Genomic DNA, 21122 nt, shown 5'->3' with positions numbered 1-21122 from the left:
GCAGGAATAGACAATGCTTGTGCTTACTCGCAGGGAAGGCGAATCCTTATTAATTGGTGACAACGTCAAGTTAACCATTCTGGCCGTGAAAGGCGGGCAGGTTCGTGTTGGCATCGAAGCGCCGCAAGAGGTGCCGATTCATCGTGAAGAGCTGTTGCTGAAGCCTCAGACGGAAACGGTTAAAAATGAGTTGGTCGAATTTTCGATTGTTGGAAGGTGATGCTTTCGGCGTTTTAAATTGCTTGAACGCTTTATTGTTGTGAAGTCCATTATGTCCGGCGGTGATAATGGCTTTTAAGGCTTTATTAGTCACTACAAAAAAATCCCCATAAAATCGTCTTTTTGGTTTACAACGCCCGCCTAAGACTGTATTATACGCGCCTGAACGGAGACGTGGCCGAGTTGGCTGAAGGCACACCCCTGCTAAGGGTGCATAGGGTTTGTAGCTCTATCGAGGGTTCGAATCCCTCCGTCTCCGCCATTTATTTCAAGTTGCATAAAGTTGAAATAAAACGGTAAAAATAGAGTTGACAGCTAATTAAAAAGCTCTATAATACGCCACATCAAACAACGCGCCCGTAGCTCAATTGGATAGAGTACTCGGCTACGAACCGAGCGGTTAGGGGTTCGACTCCCTTCGGGCGCGCCATATTCAAAGGCCAAGTAATTGAATTACTTGGCCTTTTTTGTTTTTACGGCATTCATATACCGTAAAAGATACCGTAAATTTTCTCGTCTCTCTTTTTTACGCAATCAATTTTGTTCTTTTCTTCTATTTCCACTCATTTGATGCAGGTTTGATTAAATTTTTAATTTTTTTCTTCAAATGCACACAATTTTAAAAAAACGCTCGTTTTTTTAATTCTAAATCTCTAACTTATGAATTAAGCGATTATCTAACTGGTACTCGTCTATTAATTCTGTGTTTGTTAAGGAGATTTTAAAGATGATTAAAAAATTAATAAGAATTCGTGATGTTGTTCAAATTACAAGCATGAGTAAATCTCAGATTTACGCTCTAGCGAAGACGTCTGAATTTCCAGCGCCAATTAAACTGGGAAGTAGTTCGTTCTGGATTTTTTCTGAAGTGAATGAGTGGATTGATAGCAAAATCAGAATAGCAAGAGGGAACAGTGTATGAGTACAAACATACTAGAAAAAGAGATTTGCACTTTAACAGAAGTGGATGCCGGCAAGCAAAGTTCTTTCAAAGTGCAAAAAAATATTAACATTCAAAATCAAAAGATGCCAGGTTTTTCTTTAGAGCAGGCAGATGACATGTTGAATTGCTTAGACCCAGGCATGCCTAGAGCGGATTGGGTCAAGGTAATGATGGCCATCAAAAGTGAGTTTGGCGATGCCGCCAAAGAGGTTACTCGGAATTGGTCTGCGGGTTCAGATAGCTATATTGCCAAGGATTTTGAATCGACGTGGAAAAGCATCCGTTCAGATGGCCAAATCTCAATCGGAACGCTGTACTACATGGCAAAAGAGAATGGGTATCAGGTTTTTGCCAGAGACGCGACCTTTCAAAGACAGATGTCAAATCTTAAAAAACGAGACGAGGCGACTGTCGATGAAGGGGGCAAGGAAGCGCAATACGTCGAAGTCGCTGGACGGCTTTTTAAAATTCTAAGCTGTTTCAACCCCGCCACGGATGAGCATCCTTATTTGTTGAGCAAACAGGTGCAATGTAAAGGTGAGATTTTTGTAGGTGACTTCGCCGGTCGCAAGAATCAGTTGATAATCCCGATTTACGGAACGGTTGCTCCTTTTGAAGCAGACTTGCAAAGCGTGCAGATGATTTCACCTGATGGCCAGAAGTCCTTCTTCAAAGGCAGCAAAATCGGCGGTGGTTTTTTTGTCACTCAATGGGTAGGTTCAGAAGTGATTTTTATTTGCGAGGGGTATGCAACGAGCGCCAGTTTGGCAGAGCATCAAGCTCAGGGCTGTACTGTTGTGTGTTGTTTTACATCGAACAATCTTAAATCAGTCAGTAAGTTTTTACGCAAGACATTTCCAGATGCTCTGTTAGTGATTGCTGGTGATAACGACCATCAAAATCCGGCTAATCCAGGCTTGAAAGCCGCGATGGATGCGGCAGCTGCAGTCAAAGGCAAACTCTTTATCCCTTATTTTAAGCATGGAGAAAAAGGTACTGATTGGAATGACTTTAACAGGTTGAATTTGAAAGTCAGTGAGGAGGTTGTGTATGCATAATTTTTTGGATAATGAAGTTGAATCGATTTATGCCACGGTATTGCCAATTCGACAGGCATTGTTAGCGGATGCTGAACTGAATAGACAAGACATTTTAGCGTCTAATGATTCAAAGCTTCAGGCAAAATCTAAGCCATTTATCACTGTTGCTGATGGAAAAATGAGTCAGGCTGTCAACGCAACTATTGAAATTTTAAAAGACCATCAAAATGTATTTGATTTAGGCGAACAGCTGGTTGTGATTAAAGACTTATCGGTGCAACCGCAAAATGAAAATTTACTTGCATACTGGTTGGGTGAGAATATTCAATTTGTCATCGAAAAAAGGGTAAAAAAAGAGACAGTTAAAGAATATATAGATCCACCCGTAAAGTTGGTTAAGCAACTACTGAGTCTTGGAAGTCAAAGAGGCCTCAAGAAATTGAGAGGTGTTATCTCTGCTCCAGTTCTGCGAAAAGATGGTTCTCTTTTGCGCAATCCTGGTTACGATTCAAAGACGGGTCTTTTCTTAACAGAGTATTGTGTTAAAGACTTTAATGTCCCCGATGTTCTAACGCAAAAAGAGATTAGTTGTGCTCTTAAAGAGGTCATGTTTCCTTTTAAAGACTTCACATTTGCTAATGATTTAGACAAAGAATTACTTTTGACGGCACTGTTAAGCGCGATTATGCGACCCGTTTTAGCGACTAGTCCGGGCTTTGCAATTGATGCTCCTTACCAAGCTTCCGGTAAAACCCTTCTGGCTACGGCGATTGCTTCATTAATGTATCCAGAAACCGAGAGTCCAAGCGTCTTACCGTATATTGCCTCTAAAAGCGATGACGAGAATCGCAAACGCCTATTCGCAGAGTTGTTAAGAGGAGTTAAAACAATTATTTTGGACAATGTAGTTGGTCAGTTCGATAGTCCCGCGCTTGCAGCTGCGATGACATCTTCATCTTTAACTGATAGGGTTTTGGGTGAAAGTCAGACAAAAACACTGCCAGTAAATTTACTGTTTCTAATGACCGGAAATAATGTTGTGCTGGCTGGTGACATGCCAAGACGTATTCCAATTATCCGAATTGACCCCAAGACTCCGGAACCATATAAAAGACGCTTTGATTTTGACCCTGTTCAGTACGTCAAAACTAATCGTATCAAATTGGTTGCGGCTGGACTAACGATTGTAAAAGCGTGGTTAACTAGTTCGGATTATAAAAATGGTGTTTACTCTATCGGAAGTCTTGCATCATTTGAAGAGTGGGATAGTCTTGTGAGACAGCCCGTGGCGTGGCTGGCAAAACATAACTGGACATGGCTGAAGCATGACCCAATGGATGCATTTGATAGAGCTCAGAAGAGTGACCCTGAGCAAGAAGCATTGTATGAATTGTTGGTGGCAGTGGATGCGATTTATAACGGTAATGTATTTTCCTCTCGTCAGCTTGTTGATTCTGTGAATTCTTCGGGCGGTTCTGAAAGTTGCACAGATTTACATGATATTTTAGTAGATTGGACAAATAATAAGCTCAATTCACGCTCAATTGGACGATTGCTAACATATCGAAAGGATAGGCAGGTTAAGGATTTAGTGTTGCGTTCTGTAACGAAGGAGGGTAACAAGATGCTTTGGCGTGTTGAAAAGATGGTGACAAGTTAGTCTGGGTTGTTGATATTTGGATATCTAGGGGCTGTATGGCCCCTTTTTGTTTTAGGTAGTTTAATTGGTTTAATTCTGACATTAGGTAGGTTTTTCAGAAAAATTCCAAGAAAAATGCGGGGTGTTTGTACGGTACCTTCATCTTGGAATTTAAACAAATAAACTAATTAAACTACTAGCCGACGAATATCTTGTCAGGTCAGATTGCTAACTCTCATATCTAAAAATGATGTACCTAGGAGGGGGAGGCATTCAAAGAATCTCAAAAAACTTTTTATGAATTCGTCAAGTTACTTATAATTCATCTTCATTAAAAATAATTATCCCCGTCAGAACAAGTTAATCAAGCTAGAGAACTATGTCAGAAGAAGAAAAGAAACTCCTCGAACAACAACTTTGGAATATTGCCAACGCCTTGCGCGGCAAGATGGATGCGGATGAATTCCGTGATTACATTCTTGGTTTCATCTTTTACAAATATCTTTCTGAAAAGCTTTGCTTGTATGCCGACAGTCTGTTGGCCGAAGATGGACTAAGCTACGCTGATATTGATGAAAACAGTGCCGATGGCAAAGAGATTGTCACCGCTGTTTCTGAAGAAGCGATTGAGAAACTTGGCTATAGCCTAAAGCCTTCTGAACTCTTTTCAGCCATTGCCAAAAAGGGCGCGTCCAAAGAAGGCGAGGCATCCGATAATTTCATCCTGGCTGACCTGCAAAATATCCTGAACAATATTGAACAGTCCACCATGGGTACTGAGTCCGAGGATGACTTCAACAAGCTCTTCGAAGACCTGGACCTCAACTCCACCAAGCTCGGCAAGACTGAAAAACAGAAGAACGAGCTAGTCGCTAAAATCCTATCACACTTGGATAAGGTCGATTTCGAATTGGAAAACGCCAATGCCGATGTGTTGGGTGATTCCTACGAATACCTGATTGCCCAATTTGCCTCCGGTGCAGGTAAGAAAGCAGGGGAGTTCTACACTCCGCAAACTGTCTCTACCATCTTGGCTAAAATCGTCACCGACGATAAGAGTTATCTCAAATCCGTTTATGACCCAACTTGCGGTTCTGGCTCGCTGTTACTGCGCGTGGCCAAAGAGGTCAACGAAGTCGGTCATTTCTATGGTCAGGAACTTAATCGTACCACCTATAACTTGGCACGCATGAATATGATTCTGCATGATGTGAACTACAAACAGTTCGACATCAAACAGGACGACACCCTAGAACATCCCCAGCATTTGGGCATGCAGTTTGAAGCGATTGTTGCCAATCCGCCATTCTCTGCGCATTGGTCAGCCAATCAACTGTTTCTAAGTGATGACCGTTTTTCGCAATACGGCAAACTCGCTCCACAAACCAAAGCCGACTTTGCTTTTGTACAGCACATGATTCATCACCTGGCGGATAACGGCACTATGGCAGTCGTACTTCCGCATGGCGTTTTGTTCCGTGGTGCGGCAGAAGGGCATATTCGCCAATATCTGATTGAAGACCGCAACTATCTGGATGCCGTCATTGGTTTACCTGCCAATATCTTCTACGGCACCTCAATTCCAACCTGTATTTTGGTGTTCAAAAAGTGCCGCACCAATCCCGATGACATTCTGTTTATTGATGCCTCCAATGACTTTGAGAAAAACAAAAACCAGAACGTCCTAAAACCTGAGCACATTGAAAAGATTGTTCAGACTTACCACAACCGTCAAACGATTGAGAAATACAGCTACGTCGCACCATTAAGTGAAATCAAAGAGAACGACTACAACCTCAATATTCCAAGGTATGTTGATACCTTTGAGGAAGAAGAGCCGATTGACCTTGCTGCCGTCACCGCACAAATCAAAACCATCGATAAAGACATGAAGCAAACCGATGCGGTGATTGCTGACTATTGCAAACAACTGGGTATTGAGGCGCCATTTTAATGAATGCAGTAAAGAGAAGTGTCCCTGAGTTAAGGTTTTCTGAGTTTCAAGATGATTGGGTTAAGAAGCCCTTATTTGAGGTTTGTAAATTAAAAGCTGGAAAGTTTGTCGCTGCAAAAAATATTTTCGATGAGGCATCTGATGAAACCTTTCCTTGTTATGGTGGCAATGGCTTACGTGGCTACACCAAATCCTTTACTCATGAAGGTCTGTTTCCTTTAATTGGACGGCAAGGCGCACTTTGCGGAAATATTCAATTAGCTCATGGGAAATTTCATGCGACTGAACACGCAGTCACGGTAACTCCCAAAAAAGGCCACACTCCACTTTATCTTTACTATCAATTGGATAGATTGCATCTTAATAGGTTTGCTACGGGGCAAGCACAACCGGGACTTTCCGTTGATGTAATAGAGAGGGTTAAAGCTAATTTTTGCAGTGAGCAAGAACAACAAAAAATCGCTGATTTTTTAAGTTCGGTCGATAAAAAAATCGAACAACTCACCGAAAAACACCGCCTGCTCACCGAATACAAAAAAGGCGTCATGCAACAAATCTTCACCCAACAAATCCGCTTTAAAGATGATGAAGGGAATGATTATCCTGAGTGGAAGACAGTCAAACTGAAAAAAATAGCCTCATTTTTCTCTGGTGGTACTCCTTCAAGTACGAATAAAAAGCTATATTTAGGAAATATCCCTTTTGTTAAATCTGGAGAAATTGCTTCAGAACGAACAGAACAATATATTACAGAAAAAGCCTTAAAAGAATCATCAGCAAAGATGATTGATGTCGGTGATATCTTGTATGCACTATACGGTGCAACAAGTGGTGAGGTTGCTATATCAAAGCTCAAAGGAGCCATAAACCAGGCTGTTTTATGTATTCGAACTGACCAAGTTAAGAGTTACATTTTTAGTTGGCTAAGATTTAGTAAGCAAAGAATTTTATCTACATATTTACAAGGTGGTCAAGGGAACTTGTCTGCTCAGATTATCAAAGAGCTTGAACTACCAGTTCCTTCTATTAGTGAGCAGCAAAAAATCGCTGACTTTCTAACCGCCCTAGACCAAAAAATCTACCAGGTTGGGGTAGAACTTGAACAAACCAAAACCTTTAAAAAAGGCTTGTTACAGAAGATGTTTGTGTAGGCATGTGGTATGGGCAATTATTCTGATAGATTACGACGAAGAATATCCACACGAGGGCCTAAAGAAGGTTACTGTGTTATCTGTGGCGATTATGGCAAATTAACTAGAGACCACGTACCTCCCAAAAAATGTAATAACCTGAAAAGTGTTGAGCTGAAAACTCTTTTACAGCATAGCAGTGAAAAATCTACGTCCCAAGGAGGGACTCACTTTCAGACGATATGTACCAACTGTAATAGTCACTTACTCGGGACGGAGTATGACCCTTCATTAGTTGAATTTTCTAATGCGATAACCGGATTAGCTTTAGGGAAAAGTCGTGATTTGGTTGTGTTGCCACGAGTAACTGGTGTAGATATCAAACCCCAAAGGGTAGCGAGGTCTGTGGTTGGGCATGTCTTGGCCGCCATTGCAGTTGATGAAGCTCAATCTGGGTTGGTAGACGCACCTATGTCATCTGCTATGAGAGAATATTTCCTAGATGAAACTTTGCCGTTGCCAGATTCATTAGAAATTTACTATTGGTTGTATCCTTCAAACAATCAGGTCGTTATGAAAAATGTAGCAAAAGGGATTTTGGGGACAGGCAAATCTATTTTTGGGCACGTCATAAAGTTTCTTCCCCTTGGATTTTGGTTAGTGTGGGATAAGCCAGAAGATTTCAAGATAGGATTTCGCAGTCTTTTGCAAAATAAAAGTATTGGGATTGATAGTGAAGTTCATGCCTTGGTTGATTTGCACGGGGTTCCATCGTTGAACTATCCTGAAATGCCACAAGACCATGAGATGACTTTATTTAGTGATAAGTTCTCCTATATGGCCAAGCCTAAAGAGTAATCATTATTAATCTAACTCTAGTAGAAAATTAACTTAGGTTCACAGGATGACAGAAAATACTTCTCAACTTCCAACGGAAACTCAATTGAACAGAGTTATTGCTTCTTCCTGGGATTTGCAGCAAGCACAATCAGCATTAACTTTTTTGTTGGAGGACATCGATTTTGATAAAAAGTATAGCAAGGTAGAGCTTAGAAGATTTAGATGTTTTGAATCTCAAGCCATAGTTTCTTTTGCAAGGCCTTTTGTTAAGGCAAGAAGAGCGAGTACACTAGGTTTAAAATTAATTGGCTTAAGGCTCGATGAAAAGCAGCAGGTATTAATGGACAAGGTTATTAAATTGCGCGATAAAATTATTGCCCATACCGATGAGGAAGCTATGCACTTTAGGGTTGATATAATCGATACAGAGCTCACCAAACCTGGCGATTCTTCCAGTATAAAAATACCTCATATACAGCATATTGAATGGCTTTATCTTTCCGAAGAAGAATTACTGGAAATCCAACAGCTAATCAGCGTCATACAAAGTGCTATAACAAAGTTTTTGTTTCCTTTATGTCAATCTCATCCCAAAATTTTAGAAAAATACCAAACGCCGAGCATTGAGTTTTAATGGTTTAGCATGAGTACTCAATCTGAACAAACCCTCGAAAACAACCTTGTCACTCAGCTCGCAGGCCAAGGCTATGAACGGGTCATCATCGAAAACGAATCTGACCTGTTGGCCAATCTCAAGCGTCAGTTGGAGAAGCACAATAAAACGAAATTTTCTGAGGGCGAGTTTGCCAAGATTCTAAATCATCTAAACAAAGGGAATGTGTACGAACGTGCCCAAATCCTGCGCGACAAATACAACCTTGCTCGTGATGATGGTTCAACGCTCTATATCAATTTCATCGACCAGGTCGAGTGGTGTCAGAACCAGTACCAAGTCACTAATCAAGTGACCATAGAGGGCGAGTATCAAAACCGTTATGATGTGACCATTCTGATTAATGGTTTGCCATTGGTGCAGGTGGAGCTGAAGCGACGTGGCCTGGAATTAAAAGAAGCCTTCAACCAAACCAATCGTTATCAGCGCCATTCCTACGGTTCGGGAGTAGGGCTGTTCCAATACATTCAGTTGTTCGTCATTAGTAATGGCGTTAACACCAAATACTACGCCAACAACCGCAAACAGTCTTTTAAACAGACTTTCTTTTGGTCAGACAAAGATAATAACCTGATTACGCCGCTTGAACAGTTCTCGCGGGTGTTTTTGGAGAAGTGCCATCTCTCCAAAATGATTACCAAGTATATCGTTCTGAATCAGACCTATAAAATTCTCATGGTGTTGCGCCCATATCAATACTATGCGGTAGAAGCGATTATCGACAAGGTGAAGAACTCGGTTCACAACGGTTATATTTGGCACACCACCGGTTCGGGTAAAACGCTTACTTCCTTCAAAGCCAGTCAGATTCTGACCAATTTGCCTAATGTCGATAAGGTTGTGTTCTGCGTTGACCGCAAAGACCTCGACTATCAAACCGCCAAAGAGTTCAACTCATTCAGTGAAGGCAGTGTCGATAGTACCGACAACACCCATAAACTGGTGAAACAGTTCGGTGACACCGATACCAAGCTGATTGTGACCACCATCCAAAAGCTGAACACGGCGATTATGAAAGACCGTTATAAGTCAGCCATGGAACCGCTCAAGGACAAACACATCATCTTTATTTTTGATGAATGTCACCGCAGCCAATTTGGGGAAACCCATAAACGCATCACTGAATACTTCAACCACTATCAGATGTTTGGGTTTACCGGCACACCTATCTTTGCCGAGAACGTCACCGGAAACCTGTTTGGTAAACGTACCACTAAAGACCTATTCGGCGAGTGTCTGCACAAATACGTGATTACCGATGCGATTCGTGATGAGAACGTCCTTAAATTCTCGGTGGAGTACATCAGTACCTTCAAACAGCATAATGTCATTCAGGATATAGAAGTTCAGGCCATCGACACAAAAGAGGTGATGGAAGCGCCGGAGCGTTTGGAAGCGGTGGTCGATTACATTATTGCCAACCATGACCGTAAAACCCATGCCAAAGAATTTACAGGTATGTTCTGTGTCAGTTCGGTAGAAATGCTGACGGCTTACTATGATATTTTCCAACGCAAGAAAGAAGCAGGGGAGCACAATCTCAGAATCGGTACTATTTTCAGTTATGCCGCCAATGAGAACGATAAAGATGCTGACGACGGTATTGCAGAAGAAACCACCGATGTGAGTGGAAAACAGATTAACTTGCACAGCCGCGATAAATTGGAATCCTACATTGGCGATTACAATGCGATGTTCGGCACTAAGTACACTACAAAGGACAGCCAATCGTTCTACAACTACTACAACGAATTGGCTAAACGTGTTCGAGAAAAGCAGGTCGATATTCTGCTGGTGGTGAATATGTTCCTTACTGGTTTTGATTCGCCACCGTTGAACACGTTATACGTGGACAAAAACCTCAAATATCACGGATTGATTCAAGCCTTCTCGCGCACCAACCGCATTATGGGCGACAAGAAGTCCCAAGGTAATATCGTCTGCTTCCGTAACCTCAAGCAAGCCACTGATGATGCGATTGGATTGTTCTCGGACAAGAACGCCAAAGACACCATCATAATGGAGCCGTATGAGAGCTATGTGAAGCAGTTCAACGAGGCTTTGGCAAACCTAAAAGCCATTGCTCCTGATGTCGATAGCGTTAATCAACTGCAAACGGAAGAAGACGAGTTCCTCTTTATCAAAGCCTATCGTGACCTGATGCGCATCTATAACGTGTTGGTCACCTTCACAAATTTCGATTTCAATGATGTGGCCATGGACGAGCAGGAATATGCAGATTATGGCAGCAAATACCTCGACCTTTACGACAAAGTAAAGAGCAACCGCCAGACAGAAAAAGTCTCGATTCTGAATGATGTGGATTTTGAGCTTGAACTCATCCACCGAGATGAAATCAATGTCACCTACATCCTGAAACTATTGGGTCAGATGAAGGATGCCCCAGAACCGGAACAGGAAACGCGCAAGAAGAACATCTTGGATATGCTTTCCGGGGACGTACAGATGCGCTCCAAGAAAGAATTGATTGAGAAGTTCATCCAAGAAAACATGCCACTGCTTCAAAGCGGCTCGGATGTCGAAGAACGCTTCAAAGAATTTTGGAAAGAGCAGGACAAAGCTGAAATCGAACGACTCTGTTCGGAAGAAGACTTGGATTCAGACAAGGTCAAAAAACTCATCTCAAGTTACCTCTTCACAGAAAAACTGCCATACCGTGATGATGTGGTGGAAACCATGAACACCAAACCTACCATCTTGAAACGGAAGACAGTTTCGCAGCGGGTTTTAGACAAAGTGCTGGATTACATCAAGACGTTTATTGATGGGGCGCCGGAGTGAGACTAGATGATTAAGCAAGGTAGTGAGTTTTACAGAGACCAGACGCTGCTTCTTGAGAATATAAAGCACTATGAATTTATAAATTCTCAAGGACGATTGGACTTGGAGTATTTTTGTGTAATGTTGAGTACCTGCTTTATTTACGATGATGTTAAACAGGCAAAGATACCTCCAGAGAAAATTCATGGTCTTTTGATAAAGCTTTTGAAAAACTCTTCTTCTGATGAAGAAGAGTTGAATCTGTGGATACGGCATCAGACGTTAATTGATTGGACGCCCAATATGGCTCATATTTATCCCGAAGGTTCCCGAACATTTATTCATGTGGCAGGTCTAGTCAAGGTGATGGAATCCTGGGTGTCTGGTATTGGACATACGATATTAAAAATTCCCAAGCCAATAAACGGAGGCATGTACTACGCATGGGTGAAACCTGAATGGGTTCTTGTTAAAGCTTTTATCCAAACTTTTCATGACAAGTTCTGGACGTTCATAAAGGCCGCGGATAGAAAAATGGCAGAAGAGTATGGGTATAGTCATTTTGAGGTTTTGCACAAGTCGACTCGGGAAGGTAAGGGGTTCGACAAGGCTAAGGCTGAACTGGAGACGAAAGCGTTAGCATATAAGCGTGGTGCCCATAAAATTGAACAGGCTATGGCTGCTGGTTTCTTCTTGGAGGCCATTTCTCTTCAGGAAAGTTTAATCAGTCATTGTCTGTTTAACTATTTAAAAGCCAAAAAAATTGATGCCAGAAATCTTAATTTTGCCAAGCTCATCCAAACATCTAAAGAGTGCATTGGCAAACAAGGTGAAGTCGTAGAGTTGCTGAATAGTCTTGATGATTGGCGCTTAGCCAGGAATAAGGCTATTCATGGATTTACTGAGTCGGCTATTGAAGATGAAAATAACGACTTGAAGTTCTTTGAATCGTCGAAAACTACCGCTTCCGAAGGAAAGGCCCTCTTTGAACAAGTCTATAAATGGTATTTGGATGAGTCGTTAAACTTCGTTGATACTCAATTCAAAACCTCAAAAGAAGGGTTGCATTGAATCACATTTAATTGCAACCGATTTGCAGGGGGGGCTTCTAGCCTCATCAATCACACATTAGCCTATCTCTATACTCCACGAGTATTTCTTCAGAATCGAAAGCTCTCAATGTATTATGCAGTCTAGTTTTTTCTAAGCATTTGAAATAAAAAAGAAAAAATATTTAAATTTTCACAGTCTTATCCACAGGGCTTTAAGCGCGTTTTTGTAAGTGGTTTAGGCACTTATCCACAGAAAATATCCCGAAAATATCGCTCTATATGCTCATTTTATAGTGTTTTATTTTTGTTATGAATACACTATATTGTGTTTCAGGAGTTTAGAAATGGTCTTTTAGGAAAAAGACAGGTGCAACTAGAGGCACACCCGTCTCTGATACCGATTCTGATAGACAAAATCGAAAAGTAGCATTGACGATTCTACAGAATTCATATCAGTTTGTCGATTAAGCCTCCAGAGATAAAAGGAGGGCTAAGTATGCAATGCACTCAAAGCAAAGTTGTTTTAGTGTCAGCTTACACTCGTCGTCGCCATGGGCGAACGGAGCACGTAAGACAGCATTGTCGTCGTTTACCGCGATGATTTAGCTCTATGCCTTTCCTGCTTTGCGCAGGAGGGGCACTATCATTTTTAGTTTATTTGGAGAAAATCAGATGTCTGATAAAGATTACAACGTATATCAAGGTTCTGATGGCCAATGGCGTGGGAAACGTCAAGACGCCACAAGAGCAAGTGTTGTTGGAAGCACCCAAAAAGATGTTTTTGAAGCTACGCGTGAGTTTGCAAAAAACTCTGGTTCCGAGGTTTCAATTCATCGAGGGGATACAGGGAAAATCCGTGCAAAACACAGCTACGGCAATGACCCTAAAACAACCAACGGTTAATCAAATGTAGTTATGTCTGCTAGGGCTACTCAGTTTTAGCAGACCATTCAATTCAGATTCGCCATTACCGTTTGTGGCATTCAAGTGTTTTTGGTTTGTTCCTCTTCAATATTGTGGGATTCACTTTTGAATAGGAAGAACAAAAAACATACTTTACTGAAAAATAGAGATAGAAAAAGAATCCATCAACAGCTACCGAACGAATTTAAGTTCATACACGACTTAGTTCTGTTGGTACTACTGAGCATTAGCTCGAATAAGTTTTGCTGGGTATTTTTTGTCTTACTGCTTAAAGGAGATTGTTTGAGAAGTTACCTTGGTTTTTGAATTAAAAAAGAGATTCAATCCACTCAAATTTGATAGGGGGCCGCAATGAGGACGATTAAATAAAACCAGATGCTTAATTTCATGAAATGAGGGATTTAAATGTTTTACTACAGTTTTTTTAAAGGCATTTAAAACACTTGAAATTCATGAGGAACAATCATTTCTCATGACCAGATAGCTTCTCAATAAAGCAGTATTGAGGGTTGTTTAAAACGGTAAATTTAGAATTAATAGCGATAGCAAAGTGAACAGCGTACACGTAACAACTGCAAATGGACTTCGACAGCCTCTTGACCAGGAAAAAATCCATAGGGTTTTGTCTTGGATGGTTGATGAGCTTATCTTTTTTGACAAATGTTCCAGTAAGTCGTTTGGGTATGCATGTTTAGACTATGAAAGAATTCCCAGTTGGCTGAGTACATTTTTGCTCATTTTAAAGAGCTTATGGTTTTTGCTTTCGGGTCGAATTCTTGTCGCGTTGCATAGCTGTCATTGTGACAAAGGCCAAGCTATTAATTGGGCTAGACTGCTGAGAGTGACAGTAAAGATAGGTCAAGCACCTCCCCAAAAAGAATAAATCTTTTCTTCACTAATTATTTGCATGAACTCATCTATTTTGGCTATCAAAATGCGCGATAAAATGATGTGCAAAATGAATCAAAAAATGTACCTCATATTGAATTTTATTTAAAAAAATCAAACACATATAGCGATTGTTTTTTGCGCGTATTTTGTTTGATTGAGCCGTTTTTTCTAGTGGCCGCACTCCATTTTGCACTTTTAAAGGTATAAAGAGGCCTTTATTTGCAACAATATTAGCCGTTTCTGAGCTGTATTTTGATAGATTTTTTAATCAAGAAGGATTGCAAGAGTAACAGGGGGAGAGGCCTTGAAATTGATAGGAAAAATGCCTTTATTTGACCAATTTTTATGAAAAAAATTGTATAAGAAAAACATGTTGGGAAATGGTGCACATACATATTGTGGAAACCAAATTTGGATTGATACGGGGTTTAAGGCGGGTGTAGTGGTCAAGTAAATTTGGCCACGTCTTTAGAGCAATTTAACCAGTAAATCTGCTCCGCTTTATTTGGCGTTTTACCGCCGTTAAATTGATGTGGCCGCACCTGTGAGTAATACCCCAGGATGTAATTCCGATGTGGTTTTTGGCCTCCACCAGATTTCGATAACCCGCTGTTGGAATCCATTCAGTCTTTAGGCTTCTGAAGAAGCGTTCCATCGGGCTGTTATCCTAACAATTCCCCCTGCGACTCAAGCTCTGTTTTATCTTGTATCGCCACAGCGATTGGCGATATTTAACACTGGTGTAGTGGATAACCCTGGTCAACAACCAACTGTGCAGATTCAAGCCTGAATTCAGCTGAAAATGTTCTTCTTGTCTTTGTCATTTTGACTCACCTTTTTGATTGGATGCATTTTAGCATCTCCATTTAGGTGGCCAATTTCACTTTAGCACTACAGTTTATTTTACCAATGCATTCCCAAGTCCCTGAACCTTCATAATCCGGTTATTCAATTCACGTTCTGCATCATCAACTGGGTCCGATTTATCCCATTCCTGGAACAGCTCCAACTGCCGTTTTGAATACGTAACACCGTACTTTTCTGCCATATAAAAGCCGATTCTGGCTATGTCGCCTCGGATTTTTACATCAGGGATTGCAACGCGGCTGGTAATTTTTATAGTCAATCCCTTTCCTCGAAAGGTCTCAACTCCATCCCCGGAAACGCTATCTGAAAATGGTTTATTCGAGCGGTCTGCATTAATCTGGCCGACGGCGGGTCGAAGGTTAACTAGGTCATTATGCGCATTGCGGTACTCATCATCGTGAGCTTGGCAATACTCCCTGGGGTTCTCTTTAATCGCTTTTGCCTGGCTGTAACAAGCACGCCACTTTCCGTTCTTTTTATAAAACCAGCTGGCGGGTATTACGTGTTCTGCTTCTGTTCTCGAAGCACGCTTTAACTGTCCTTTTGGAAACGAATTTTGTAGCCCGCAGCTAGCTAAATCCACTTTCTTTTTAGACCAGTCACAGCCTGTATAAAATGTTGTGCCGACATTCTGATAGACACCTTTATACATATTCGCTTTGGCTTGTTCAAAGCTTCCAGAAATCCCGGCTATAACGCTTGCACTAAAAGCCAATAGAGCGAGCGTAATCAATACTTTCTTCTGCATTTTAAGTTCTGTTTTTGATTGATTAGGGTGATTGTAATGTTAACGTCTTGACAGGTTTTATCTCTTCCCCCTCCGCTAGGATTACATGTTTTACTCGGCCAATTTGGACTCTTAGTGTCATCGTTATCGTGTTGCACAACCTTGTAGCCATCATAAATGCTAGGGTGATGTTTAACCGATATTAAAATCTATTTTACTATGCTTGATACTGATTCTATCTAGTCCAAATCCTTCCTAATCCTGTTTGAAATGTATGTAGAAGCCTCATTAATTTTAGATTGCCGCTCACATTGAGAAAGGCTGATGCTAGGTAATTCAACGTACTTTTAAATATTTTGAATTTTCTTCAAACTATCTAGGTAATCAGCCCATTTTTGCATCATTTCGGTGCGTTCTTCCATGAGTTCGGCCTTGTTGTAAGTGGCTCTTATGCGGTCTTTGTTAACATGGGCTAATTGCAACTCAATTGCGTCGGCTGAGAATTTAAGTTCGTTTAGAAGGGTGGAGGCGGTATGTCGAAAGCCATGAGAAGTCATGGTTCCTCTGCCTAATGGTTCGCCGGTGATTGGGTCTTTGATTCTAATCACAGCTTGGTTAAGCGTGTTTTCGCTCATTTCTTTATCGTTTTTGCTTCGTGATGAGATAAATACCAATTCCTTGTCAGAGGTGGCTTGATGCATTTCCTCTAAAATTGCTAGCGCCTGCCTCGATAATGGAATTTTGTGGTCACGGTTCATTTTCATCTCATAAGCTGGGATGGTAATAAGCTTGTCCCTAAAGTTTACGTATCTCCACTTTAAAAAACGAATGTTATGCGGTCTGAGTATGACCAGAGGTGCTAACTGTAAGGCCTTTTTGACGGCAAAGTCTCCATGATAGTTATCTATACCGATTAACAGGCTTGCGAATTCCTGAGGTGACGTAATGTGGGCAAAATTTTGTGATTGTTTGGGCTTTGGAATTAGTCTTGAGATGCTTTCAGCAGGGTTTATCTGAATAAGTTGTAGAGACATTAACGTATCGAATGTTTGTCTGCAGTATGTTGCTAGCAGTTGGGCTGTTTCTCTTTTTCCGTGTACAGCAATCGGTTTTATTAAGTTAAGCAAATCAATACTGGTGATTTTCGTAACAGGCATTTTATCGAGCACTGGAAAGAGGTGCTTTTTCATGCGATTGAGCTTTTTTGCGTAAGTGCTGTCGCGTAGCTCTTGGGTTTTCATCATTTCAAGGGCGTAGTGGGAAAAAGGGAGGCTTAAGTGCTCATCAACTTGCTCTGCCTTGCGAGGATCTATTCCACTTTTAATTTGTGCCTTGGTTTCTTCATGTTGTTTTCTTGCATCTGCAAGGCTTAATGTTGGGTATTCGCCAAAGGTCAGCGTGGCTCTTTTTCCATTAATTGAACAGTCATAGCGCCAAGTTTTAGTGCCTGTAGGGGTGGTCAGAATATAGAGCCCTCCGCCATCAGTCGTTTTGTAGGCCTTGTCCAGTGGCTTTAGTTTTTTGACAGCGATGTCCGTAAGATTCCGTTTCATGCATATTCCCTTATGGATTTGATACCGTAAAAAATACCGTAAATTTTACGGTATAGCAATGCATTTTTTGGATTTGTATGGACTTTGATTTACGTTAACTTATTGAATATATGTAGTATTTGTGCTTGTGTGGATTTGTGTTTGAATTTCTTCGGGCGCGCCATTATTCTAAAGGCTCGTAACAGTTAATGTTACGGGCCTTTTTTATTTCCTTCTCTTGTTTAAACTCTTTTTGGTATTTTCTCGACACTTTCTTGGGAAAAAAAGATTTTCAAAATCTCCCGTATTCTTTTAGGATTGAAAAGCGGTTTCATTGTAAATCGATCGACCGGAAGAGGTGGGAATGTGAATATCAAAGAAATGGCGCTTTATATGTTGGCGGGTTTGGTGCTGCTGGTCAGTGCGTTGGTGTTTTTGGGTTCTTGGCGTTCAGGGGCAGATGAAACTGCCATGATGACGTCACTGCTGCATTCGTCGATTATTCTGTTGGGTGCCGGTTTGGTGGGGTGGCTGTTGAAGGTTTCAGCGCCTGTATTGCTAAATGGAGCCGCCTTGTCGATTTGGTTGGTGATACGGCCGGTGGTTGAAAGTATTGAGCAAAAAACCATTGTCTTGCTTCAGCCAGAATCCCCTTATTTGAATGATGCGACCGAGATGCTTTATCAGGAACCGACATGGTGGATGGGGGATAACTTTTTTTATCTGGTAATCGGTGGTGTTGTCGTTATCTTTATTGCTTTCTTTTTTAGACGCTAAATGGCCGTGGGGTGTAGGCGATGAGGCGTGTTAACAAAAAGTCATGTGGGGCGGGATGTGAATAATCCAGGGACGGAATGTGGCGTTTTACCTGCGTTAAAGCCGGGTCGCTTGTTTTATGTGATGGGGCCTTCCGGCGCGGGAAAGGACACTTTGCTGGGCTATGCGCGGGAGCGCTTAACGCAGGCGCCGGTGGTATTCGCGCACCGTTATATTACCCGGCCTGTTGAGATTGCCGGTGAGAATCATATTCATCTTTCTGAAGCCGAGTTTATCAACCGTTTGCAGCGCGGTTGCTTTAAATTTCATTGGCATAGTCATGGTTGGGATTATGGGCTCGGCATTGAGGTCGATAGCTGGCTGCAAATGGGCTTGAATGTGGTGATGAACGGTTCGCGCGGCTATTTTGAACAGGCCAGGTTATTGCATCCACCATTGGTGCCGGTGGTGATTACCGCCAGCGAGGCAATTTTGCGGGAGCGTTTGAAAAAGCGCGGTCGGGAGAGTGCTCTGGAGATTGAAGAGCGCATTGCCCGGGCCAAGGCGTTTGAACGCTTGGATATGGCCAACGGATATCAAATTGATAACAGTTCAACCATTCAGACCGCCGGCGAGCGTTTTGTTGCCTTATTGCGTAACCTTGAGGAAAGCGATGATGTTTAGCGGATTGCGGGTGGTAATGACAGGTTGTGTGTGGCTGCTGTTGAATATGCCGGTTGAGGCGCGTGATAGTCTGCCGATTTTCGACAGCCACTTGCATTATGGCGGCGAGGATGCGCAAGTGTTTACGCCGGCGCAAATTATGGCGATTTTTGATCGCAATCGGGTGACCCATGCATTGATTTCCAGCACGCCGAATGACGGCACCGAGGCGTTGTACCGCTATGCACCCGAACGCATTATTCCCTTTCTGGGAGTTTATGAAACGCTGAAAGACAAACGCGACTGGATGCATGATGAAACTGTTTTGCCCAAGGTAGAGGCGGCTTTGAAAAAGGGCATCTATCGCGGGATAGGCGAGTTTCATATCTTCTCTCAGGATCGGAAAAGCCCTGTTTTCAAAGGCATTGTGGAGTTGGCCGCGCAACACGGTTTGATGTTGCAGGCGCATGGCGATGCCGGGATTATCGATGAGATTTTTGCGATCGCCCCGAATGTGACCGTGCTGTGGGCGCACATGGGAACGCGCCCGGAGCCGGCGTTTTTGCGGGAGATATTGCAGCGCCATCCGCAGCACCTCTATATCGATACCTCGGTGCGGGATACTTTGTTGCTGGGTACGGATGGTTTTTCCGAGCATCGCGGGCTGACACCGGAATGGCGGCAGTTGTTGATCGATTATCAGGATCGTTTTATGGTGGCGGTGGATACGTTCAGTGTGAACCGCTGGCAGACGTTTGATAGCGTGGTGAAGGATATCCGTGCCTGGCTGGCGCAGCTGCCGGAACCGGTTGCCAGAAAGTTGGCGTATGAAAACGCGGCCGGTTTGTTTTTGAGGTCATCCGGCGCGCGCGAAGAGTGAGTTGACAGCCGTCTTTACGGCAACACAAAACCGATGGTTTCGTGGACTTTTTTAAGCGTGCTCTGCGCCTGCTCACGGGCGTTTTCGGCGCCTTTTTTCAGAATGGCGCGCAGTTCGGTTTCGTCGTCGCGAATCTGGTGAAAACGCTCCTGAATCGGGCGCAGATATTCCACAACCAGTTCTCCCAGTTCCACTTTGAGGTGGCCGTACATTTTGCCTTCAAAGTGTTTGACCACCTCGTCGATCGACTGGCCGCTGATGACGGAGTAGATTGTCAGCAGGTTGGAGACGCCCGGTTTGTTTTCCACATCGTAATGGATTTCCGCGCCGGAATCCGTCACGGCCTTTTTGAATTTCTTGATAATGGTCTTCGGATCGTCCAACAGGGCGATGAAATTGTCTTTGTTCTCGTCCGATTTTGACATCTTGGACAGTGGGTCCTGCAGACTCATAATGCGCCCGCCCGAGGTGGCCGGCGGGATGAACGGCTCAGGCACTTTGAAAACTTCCTGTTCGAAACGGTTGTTGTAGCGTACCGCCAGATCGCGCGTCAGTTCCAGATGCTGTTTCTGGTCGGCGCCCACCGGTACCATCTCCGTCTGGTACAGCAGAATGTCCGCCGCCATCAGAACCGGATAATCAAACAGGCCGACATTGATGTTCTGGGCATGTTTTTGCGACTTGTCCTTGAACTGCGTCATGCGGCTCAACTCGCCCATATAGGTGGAACAATTCAGAATCCAGGCCAGTTCGGCATGTTCCGGTACCTGTGATTGGATAAACACGGTGCTTTTGTCCGGATCGATGCCGGAAGCCAGATAGAGCGCCACGAAATCCAGACTGCGTTTGTAGAGGTCCTTGGGGTCCTGTTCAACGGTAATGGCGTGCATATTGACCAGCGAAAACAGGCAGTTGTAATCATCCTGCATCTTGACCCAATTTTTGATGGAGCCGATATAGTTGCCGATCATCAGATCGCCTGAAGGTTGAATGCCGCTGAAAAGCGTGGGTTTGCTGCTACTCATGATGTTCTTATTGCTTCGCTTGAAAATAAATGGCGACTATTTTCGCATTTTCCGGCGGCGCTGACTAGCCACAAGCGCCGCGGAACAAGCTATCGACTAGAAAATGAAAGGGATAATTCTTTTGCTGCGCTGGCGGTAGTCGTCATATTCGGGCAACAGTTCCAGTAGCAGATGTTCTTCGTAGCTGAGTTTGATCAACAGTATCACCCATAAACCCGCATACAAACCGAGAGCCCAAACGTTCGGATTGGCAATAATCAAAGGCAGGAAAAACAGCACAATCGAGAAATACATGGGGTGGCGAATAAAGCGGTAGGGGCCGTGGGTAACCAGTTCTATTTCGGGTTGCGGATCGGGAATGATGTTGAAGTGCCCCAGATGCATGGCCTGCACCGCCCATAAGCCGATGAGAACGGCAACGGCCTGCGCGCCCAACACCAGCGGATGAAGGCTGAGCGGCAGTAACAGTAAGAGGGCGGCAATTAAGCCGAATTGCAGGCCGACCAGTGAAAACGAAGCAAAGGGATGTTTGATCGGAGTCATGCCGTATTCCTTTCTTTGTAAGAGGTTTATAAGAAGTCCTGCG

At 42.9% G+C, this 21122-nt stretch carries 18 protein-coding genes, 2 tRNA genes and 1 pseudogene; 16 read left to right on the top strand and 5 right to left on the bottom strand.

The annotated features are described in order from the left end of the window. The first annotated feature begins 13 nt into the window (after positions 1-13). The 13 genes from csrA (at position 14) to HZ297_RS01800 (ending at position 13174) form a co-directional block, all read left to right on the top strand. On the top strand, positions 14-220 hold the full coding sequence (csrA, locus tag HZ297_RS01860) for a carbon storage regulator CsrA (protein ID WP_178861271.1): 207 nt from the start codon (positions 14-16) through the stop codon (positions 218-220). 167 nt (positions 221-387) lie between these two features. Beyond that, positions 388-481: transfer RNA gene (locus tag HZ297_RS01855), tRNA-Ser, on the top strand. A gap of 91 nt (positions 482-572) precedes the next feature. Then, positions 573-649 (top strand) — tRNA-Arg (locus HZ297_RS01850). A gap of 297 nt (positions 650-946) precedes the next feature. Then, complete coding sequence (locus HZ297_RS01845) at positions 947-1141, top strand: helix-turn-helix transcriptional regulator (protein ID WP_178861270.1); 195 nt, start codon at positions 947-949, stop codon at positions 1139-1141. Then, positions 1138-2220: a PriCT-2 domain-containing protein gene (locus HZ297_RS01840; protein ID WP_178861269.1), complete on the top strand. Its 1083-nt coding sequence runs from the start codon at positions 1138-1140 to the stop codon at positions 2218-2220. The genes HZ297_RS01845 and HZ297_RS01840 overlap by 4 nt, the downstream gene beginning before the upstream one ends. Continuing rightward, complete coding sequence (locus HZ297_RS01835; protein WP_178861268.1) at positions 2213-3862, top strand: hypothetical protein; 1650 nt, start codon at positions 2213-2215, stop codon at positions 3860-3862. The genes HZ297_RS01840 and HZ297_RS01835 overlap by 8 nt, the downstream gene beginning before the upstream one ends. 358 nt (positions 3863-4220) lie before the next feature. Beyond that, positions 4221-5795, top strand: a complete 1575-nt coding sequence (locus tag HZ297_RS01830; RefSeq protein ID WP_178861267.1) for a type I restriction-modification system subunit M — start codon at positions 4221-4223, stop codon at positions 5793-5795. Next, on the top strand, positions 5795-6946 hold the full coding sequence (locus HZ297_RS01825; RefSeq protein WP_178861266.1) for a restriction endonuclease subunit S: 1152 nt from the start codon (positions 5795-5797) through the stop codon (positions 6944-6946). Before HZ297_RS01830 ends, HZ297_RS01825 begins: the two co-directional genes overlap by 1 nt. Before the next feature lie 9 nt (positions 6947-6955). Beyond that, positions 6956-7783 (top strand): hypothetical protein, encoded by an 828-nt coding sequence (locus HZ297_RS01820; RefSeq protein WP_178861265.1) that lies wholly within the window; start codon positions 6956-6958, stop codon positions 7781-7783. A gap of 46 nt (positions 7784-7829) precedes the next feature. Then, entirely contained in the window at positions 7830-8399 is a 570-nt protein-coding gene (locus HZ297_RS01815; RefSeq protein WP_178861264.1) for a hypothetical protein, read from the top strand. A gap of 9 nt (positions 8400-8408) precedes the next feature. Beyond that, positions 8409-11240, top strand: coding sequence for a type I restriction endonuclease subunit R (locus HZ297_RS01810; protein WP_178861263.1), 2832 nt, complete (start codon positions 8409-8411; stop codon positions 11238-11240). 6 nt (positions 11241-11246) lie between these two features. Then, entirely contained in the window at positions 11247-12290 is a 1044-nt protein-coding gene (locus HZ297_RS01805; protein ID WP_178861262.1) for a hypothetical protein, read from the top strand. 653 nt (positions 12291-12943) lie between these two features. Further along, a complete protein-coding gene (locus HZ297_RS01800) occupies positions 12944-13174 on the top strand; it encodes a DUF2188 domain-containing protein (RefSeq protein WP_178861261.1) in 231 nt (76 codons plus the stop codon). 1358 nt (positions 13175-14532) lie between these two features. Here the strand turns inward: HZ297_RS01800 and HZ297_RS01795 are convergent. From HZ297_RS01795 to HZ297_RS01785, 3 genes and pseudogenes are all read right to left on the bottom strand, one after another. Further along, positions 14533-14834: pseudogene (locus HZ297_RS01795) on the bottom strand (integrase core domain-containing protein); the annotation flags it as partial. Positions 14835-14984: 150 nt separating this feature from the next. Next, on the bottom strand, positions 14985-15701 hold the full coding sequence (locus tag HZ297_RS01790; RefSeq protein WP_178861260.1) for an endonuclease: 717 nt from the start codon (positions 15699-15701) through the stop codon (positions 14985-14987). Between the two features lie 326 nt (positions 15702-16027). After that, positions 16028-17233: a tyrosine-type recombinase/integrase gene (locus HZ297_RS01785; RefSeq protein ID WP_178861259.1), complete on the bottom strand. Its 1206-nt coding sequence runs from the start codon at positions 17231-17233 to the stop codon at positions 16028-16030. Positions 17234-17578: 345 nt separating this feature from the next. On the opposite strand from HZ297_RS01785, the gene HZ297_RS01780 reads away from it, so the two are divergent. Genes HZ297_RS01780 through HZ297_RS01770 form a run of 3 tightly spaced genes read left to right on the top strand, consistent with a single transcriptional unit; the run spans position 17579 to position 19511 of the window. Then, a complete protein-coding gene (locus HZ297_RS01780; protein WP_178861258.1) occupies positions 17579-17989 on the top strand; it encodes a hypothetical protein in 411 nt (136 codons plus the stop codon). Between the two features lie 27 nt (positions 17990-18016). Beyond that, complete coding sequence (gene phnN, locus HZ297_RS01775) at positions 18017-18652, top strand: phosphonate metabolism protein/1,5-bisphosphokinase (PRPP-forming) PhnN (protein ID WP_343034749.1); 636 nt, start codon at positions 18017-18019, stop codon at positions 18650-18652. After that, on the top strand, positions 18642-19511 hold the full coding sequence (locus HZ297_RS01770) for an amidohydrolase family protein (RefSeq protein ID WP_246261567.1): 870 nt from the start codon (positions 18642-18644) through the stop codon (positions 19509-19511). The genes phnN and HZ297_RS01770 overlap by 11 nt, the downstream gene beginning before the upstream one ends. 14 nt (positions 19512-19525) lie before the next feature. On the opposite strand, the gene trpS is transcribed toward HZ297_RS01770, so the two are convergent. Further along, complete coding sequence (gene trpS, locus HZ297_RS01765; RefSeq protein WP_178861257.1) at positions 19526-20536, bottom strand: tryptophan--tRNA ligase; 1011 nt, start codon at positions 20534-20536, stop codon at positions 19526-19528. 96 nt (positions 20537-20632) lie between these two features. Further along, positions 20633-21079: a methyltransferase family protein gene (locus tag HZ297_RS01760; protein ID WP_178861256.1), complete on the bottom strand. Its 447-nt coding sequence runs from the start codon at positions 21077-21079 to the stop codon at positions 20633-20635. Positions 21080-21122 lie beyond the last annotated feature (43 nt).

Origin of the sequence: Thiomicrorhabdus cannonii, assembly GCF_013391695.1 — a bacterium.
Lineage (GTDB): Bacteria > Pseudomonadota > Gammaproteobacteria > Thiomicrospirales > Thiomicrospiraceae > Thiomicrorhabdus > Thiomicrorhabdus cannonii.
This window is presented reverse-complemented; position numbering and strand designations above follow the sequence as displayed.

Excerpts from the sequence above, each read along its gene's own strand:
- csrA (WP_178861271.1), top strand. The coding sequence starts at position 14 with ATGCTTGTGCTTACTCGCAGGGAAGGCGAATCCTTATTAATTGGTGAC.
- HZ297_RS01805 (WP_178861262.1), top strand. The coding sequence starts at position 11,247 with ATGATTAAGCAAGGTAGTGAGTTTTACAGAGACCAGACGCTGCTTCTT.
- HZ297_RS01815 (WP_178861264.1), top strand. The coding sequence starts at position 7,830 with ATGACAGAAAATACTTCTCAACTTCCAACGGAAACTCAATTGAACAGA.
- HZ297_RS01820 (WP_178861265.1), top strand. The coding sequence starts at position 6,956 with ATGGGCAATTATTCTGATAGATTACGACGAAGAATATCCACACGAGGG.
- trpS (WP_178861257.1), bottom strand. The coding sequence starts at position 20,536 with ATGAGTAGCAGCAAACCCACGCTTTTCAGCGGCATTCAACCTTCAGGC.
- HZ297_RS01800 (WP_178861261.1), top strand. The coding sequence starts at position 12,944 with ATGTCTGATAAAGATTACAACGTATATCAAGGTTCTGATGGCCAATGG.
- HZ297_RS01840 (WP_178861269.1), top strand. The coding sequence starts at position 1,138 with ATGAGTACAAACATACTAGAAAAAGAGATTTGCACTTTAACAGAAGTG.
- HZ297_RS01790 (WP_178861260.1), bottom strand. The coding sequence starts at position 15,701 with ATGCAGAAGAAAGTATTGATTACGCTCGCTCTATTGGCTTTTAGTGCA.
- HZ297_RS01770 (WP_246261567.1), top strand. The coding sequence starts at position 18,642 with ATGATGTTTAGCGGATTGCGGGTGGTAATGACAGGTTGTGTGTGGCTG.
- HZ297_RS01810 (WP_178861263.1), top strand. The coding sequence starts at position 8,409 with ATGAGTACTCAATCTGAACAAACCCTCGAAAACAACCTTGTCACTCAG.
- HZ297_RS01845 (WP_178861270.1), top strand. The coding sequence starts at position 947 with ATGATTAAAAAATTAATAAGAATTCGTGATGTTGTTCAAATTACAAGC.
- HZ297_RS01760 (WP_178861256.1), bottom strand. The coding sequence starts at position 21,079 with ATGACTCCGATCAAACATCCCTTTGCTTCGTTTTCACTGGTCGGCCTG.
- HZ297_RS01830 (WP_178861267.1), top strand. The coding sequence starts at position 4,221 with ATGTCAGAAGAAGAAAAGAAACTCCTCGAACAACAACTTTGGAATATT.
- HZ297_RS01785 (WP_178861259.1), bottom strand. The coding sequence starts at position 17,233 with ATGAAACGGAATCTTACGGACATCGCTGTCAAAAAACTAAAGCCACTG.
- HZ297_RS01835 (WP_178861268.1), top strand. The coding sequence starts at position 2,213 with ATGCATAATTTTTTGGATAATGAAGTTGAATCGATTTATGCCACGGTA.
- HZ297_RS01825 (WP_178861266.1), top strand. The coding sequence starts at position 5,795 with ATGAATGCAGTAAAGAGAAGTGTCCCTGAGTTAAGGTTTTCTGAGTTT.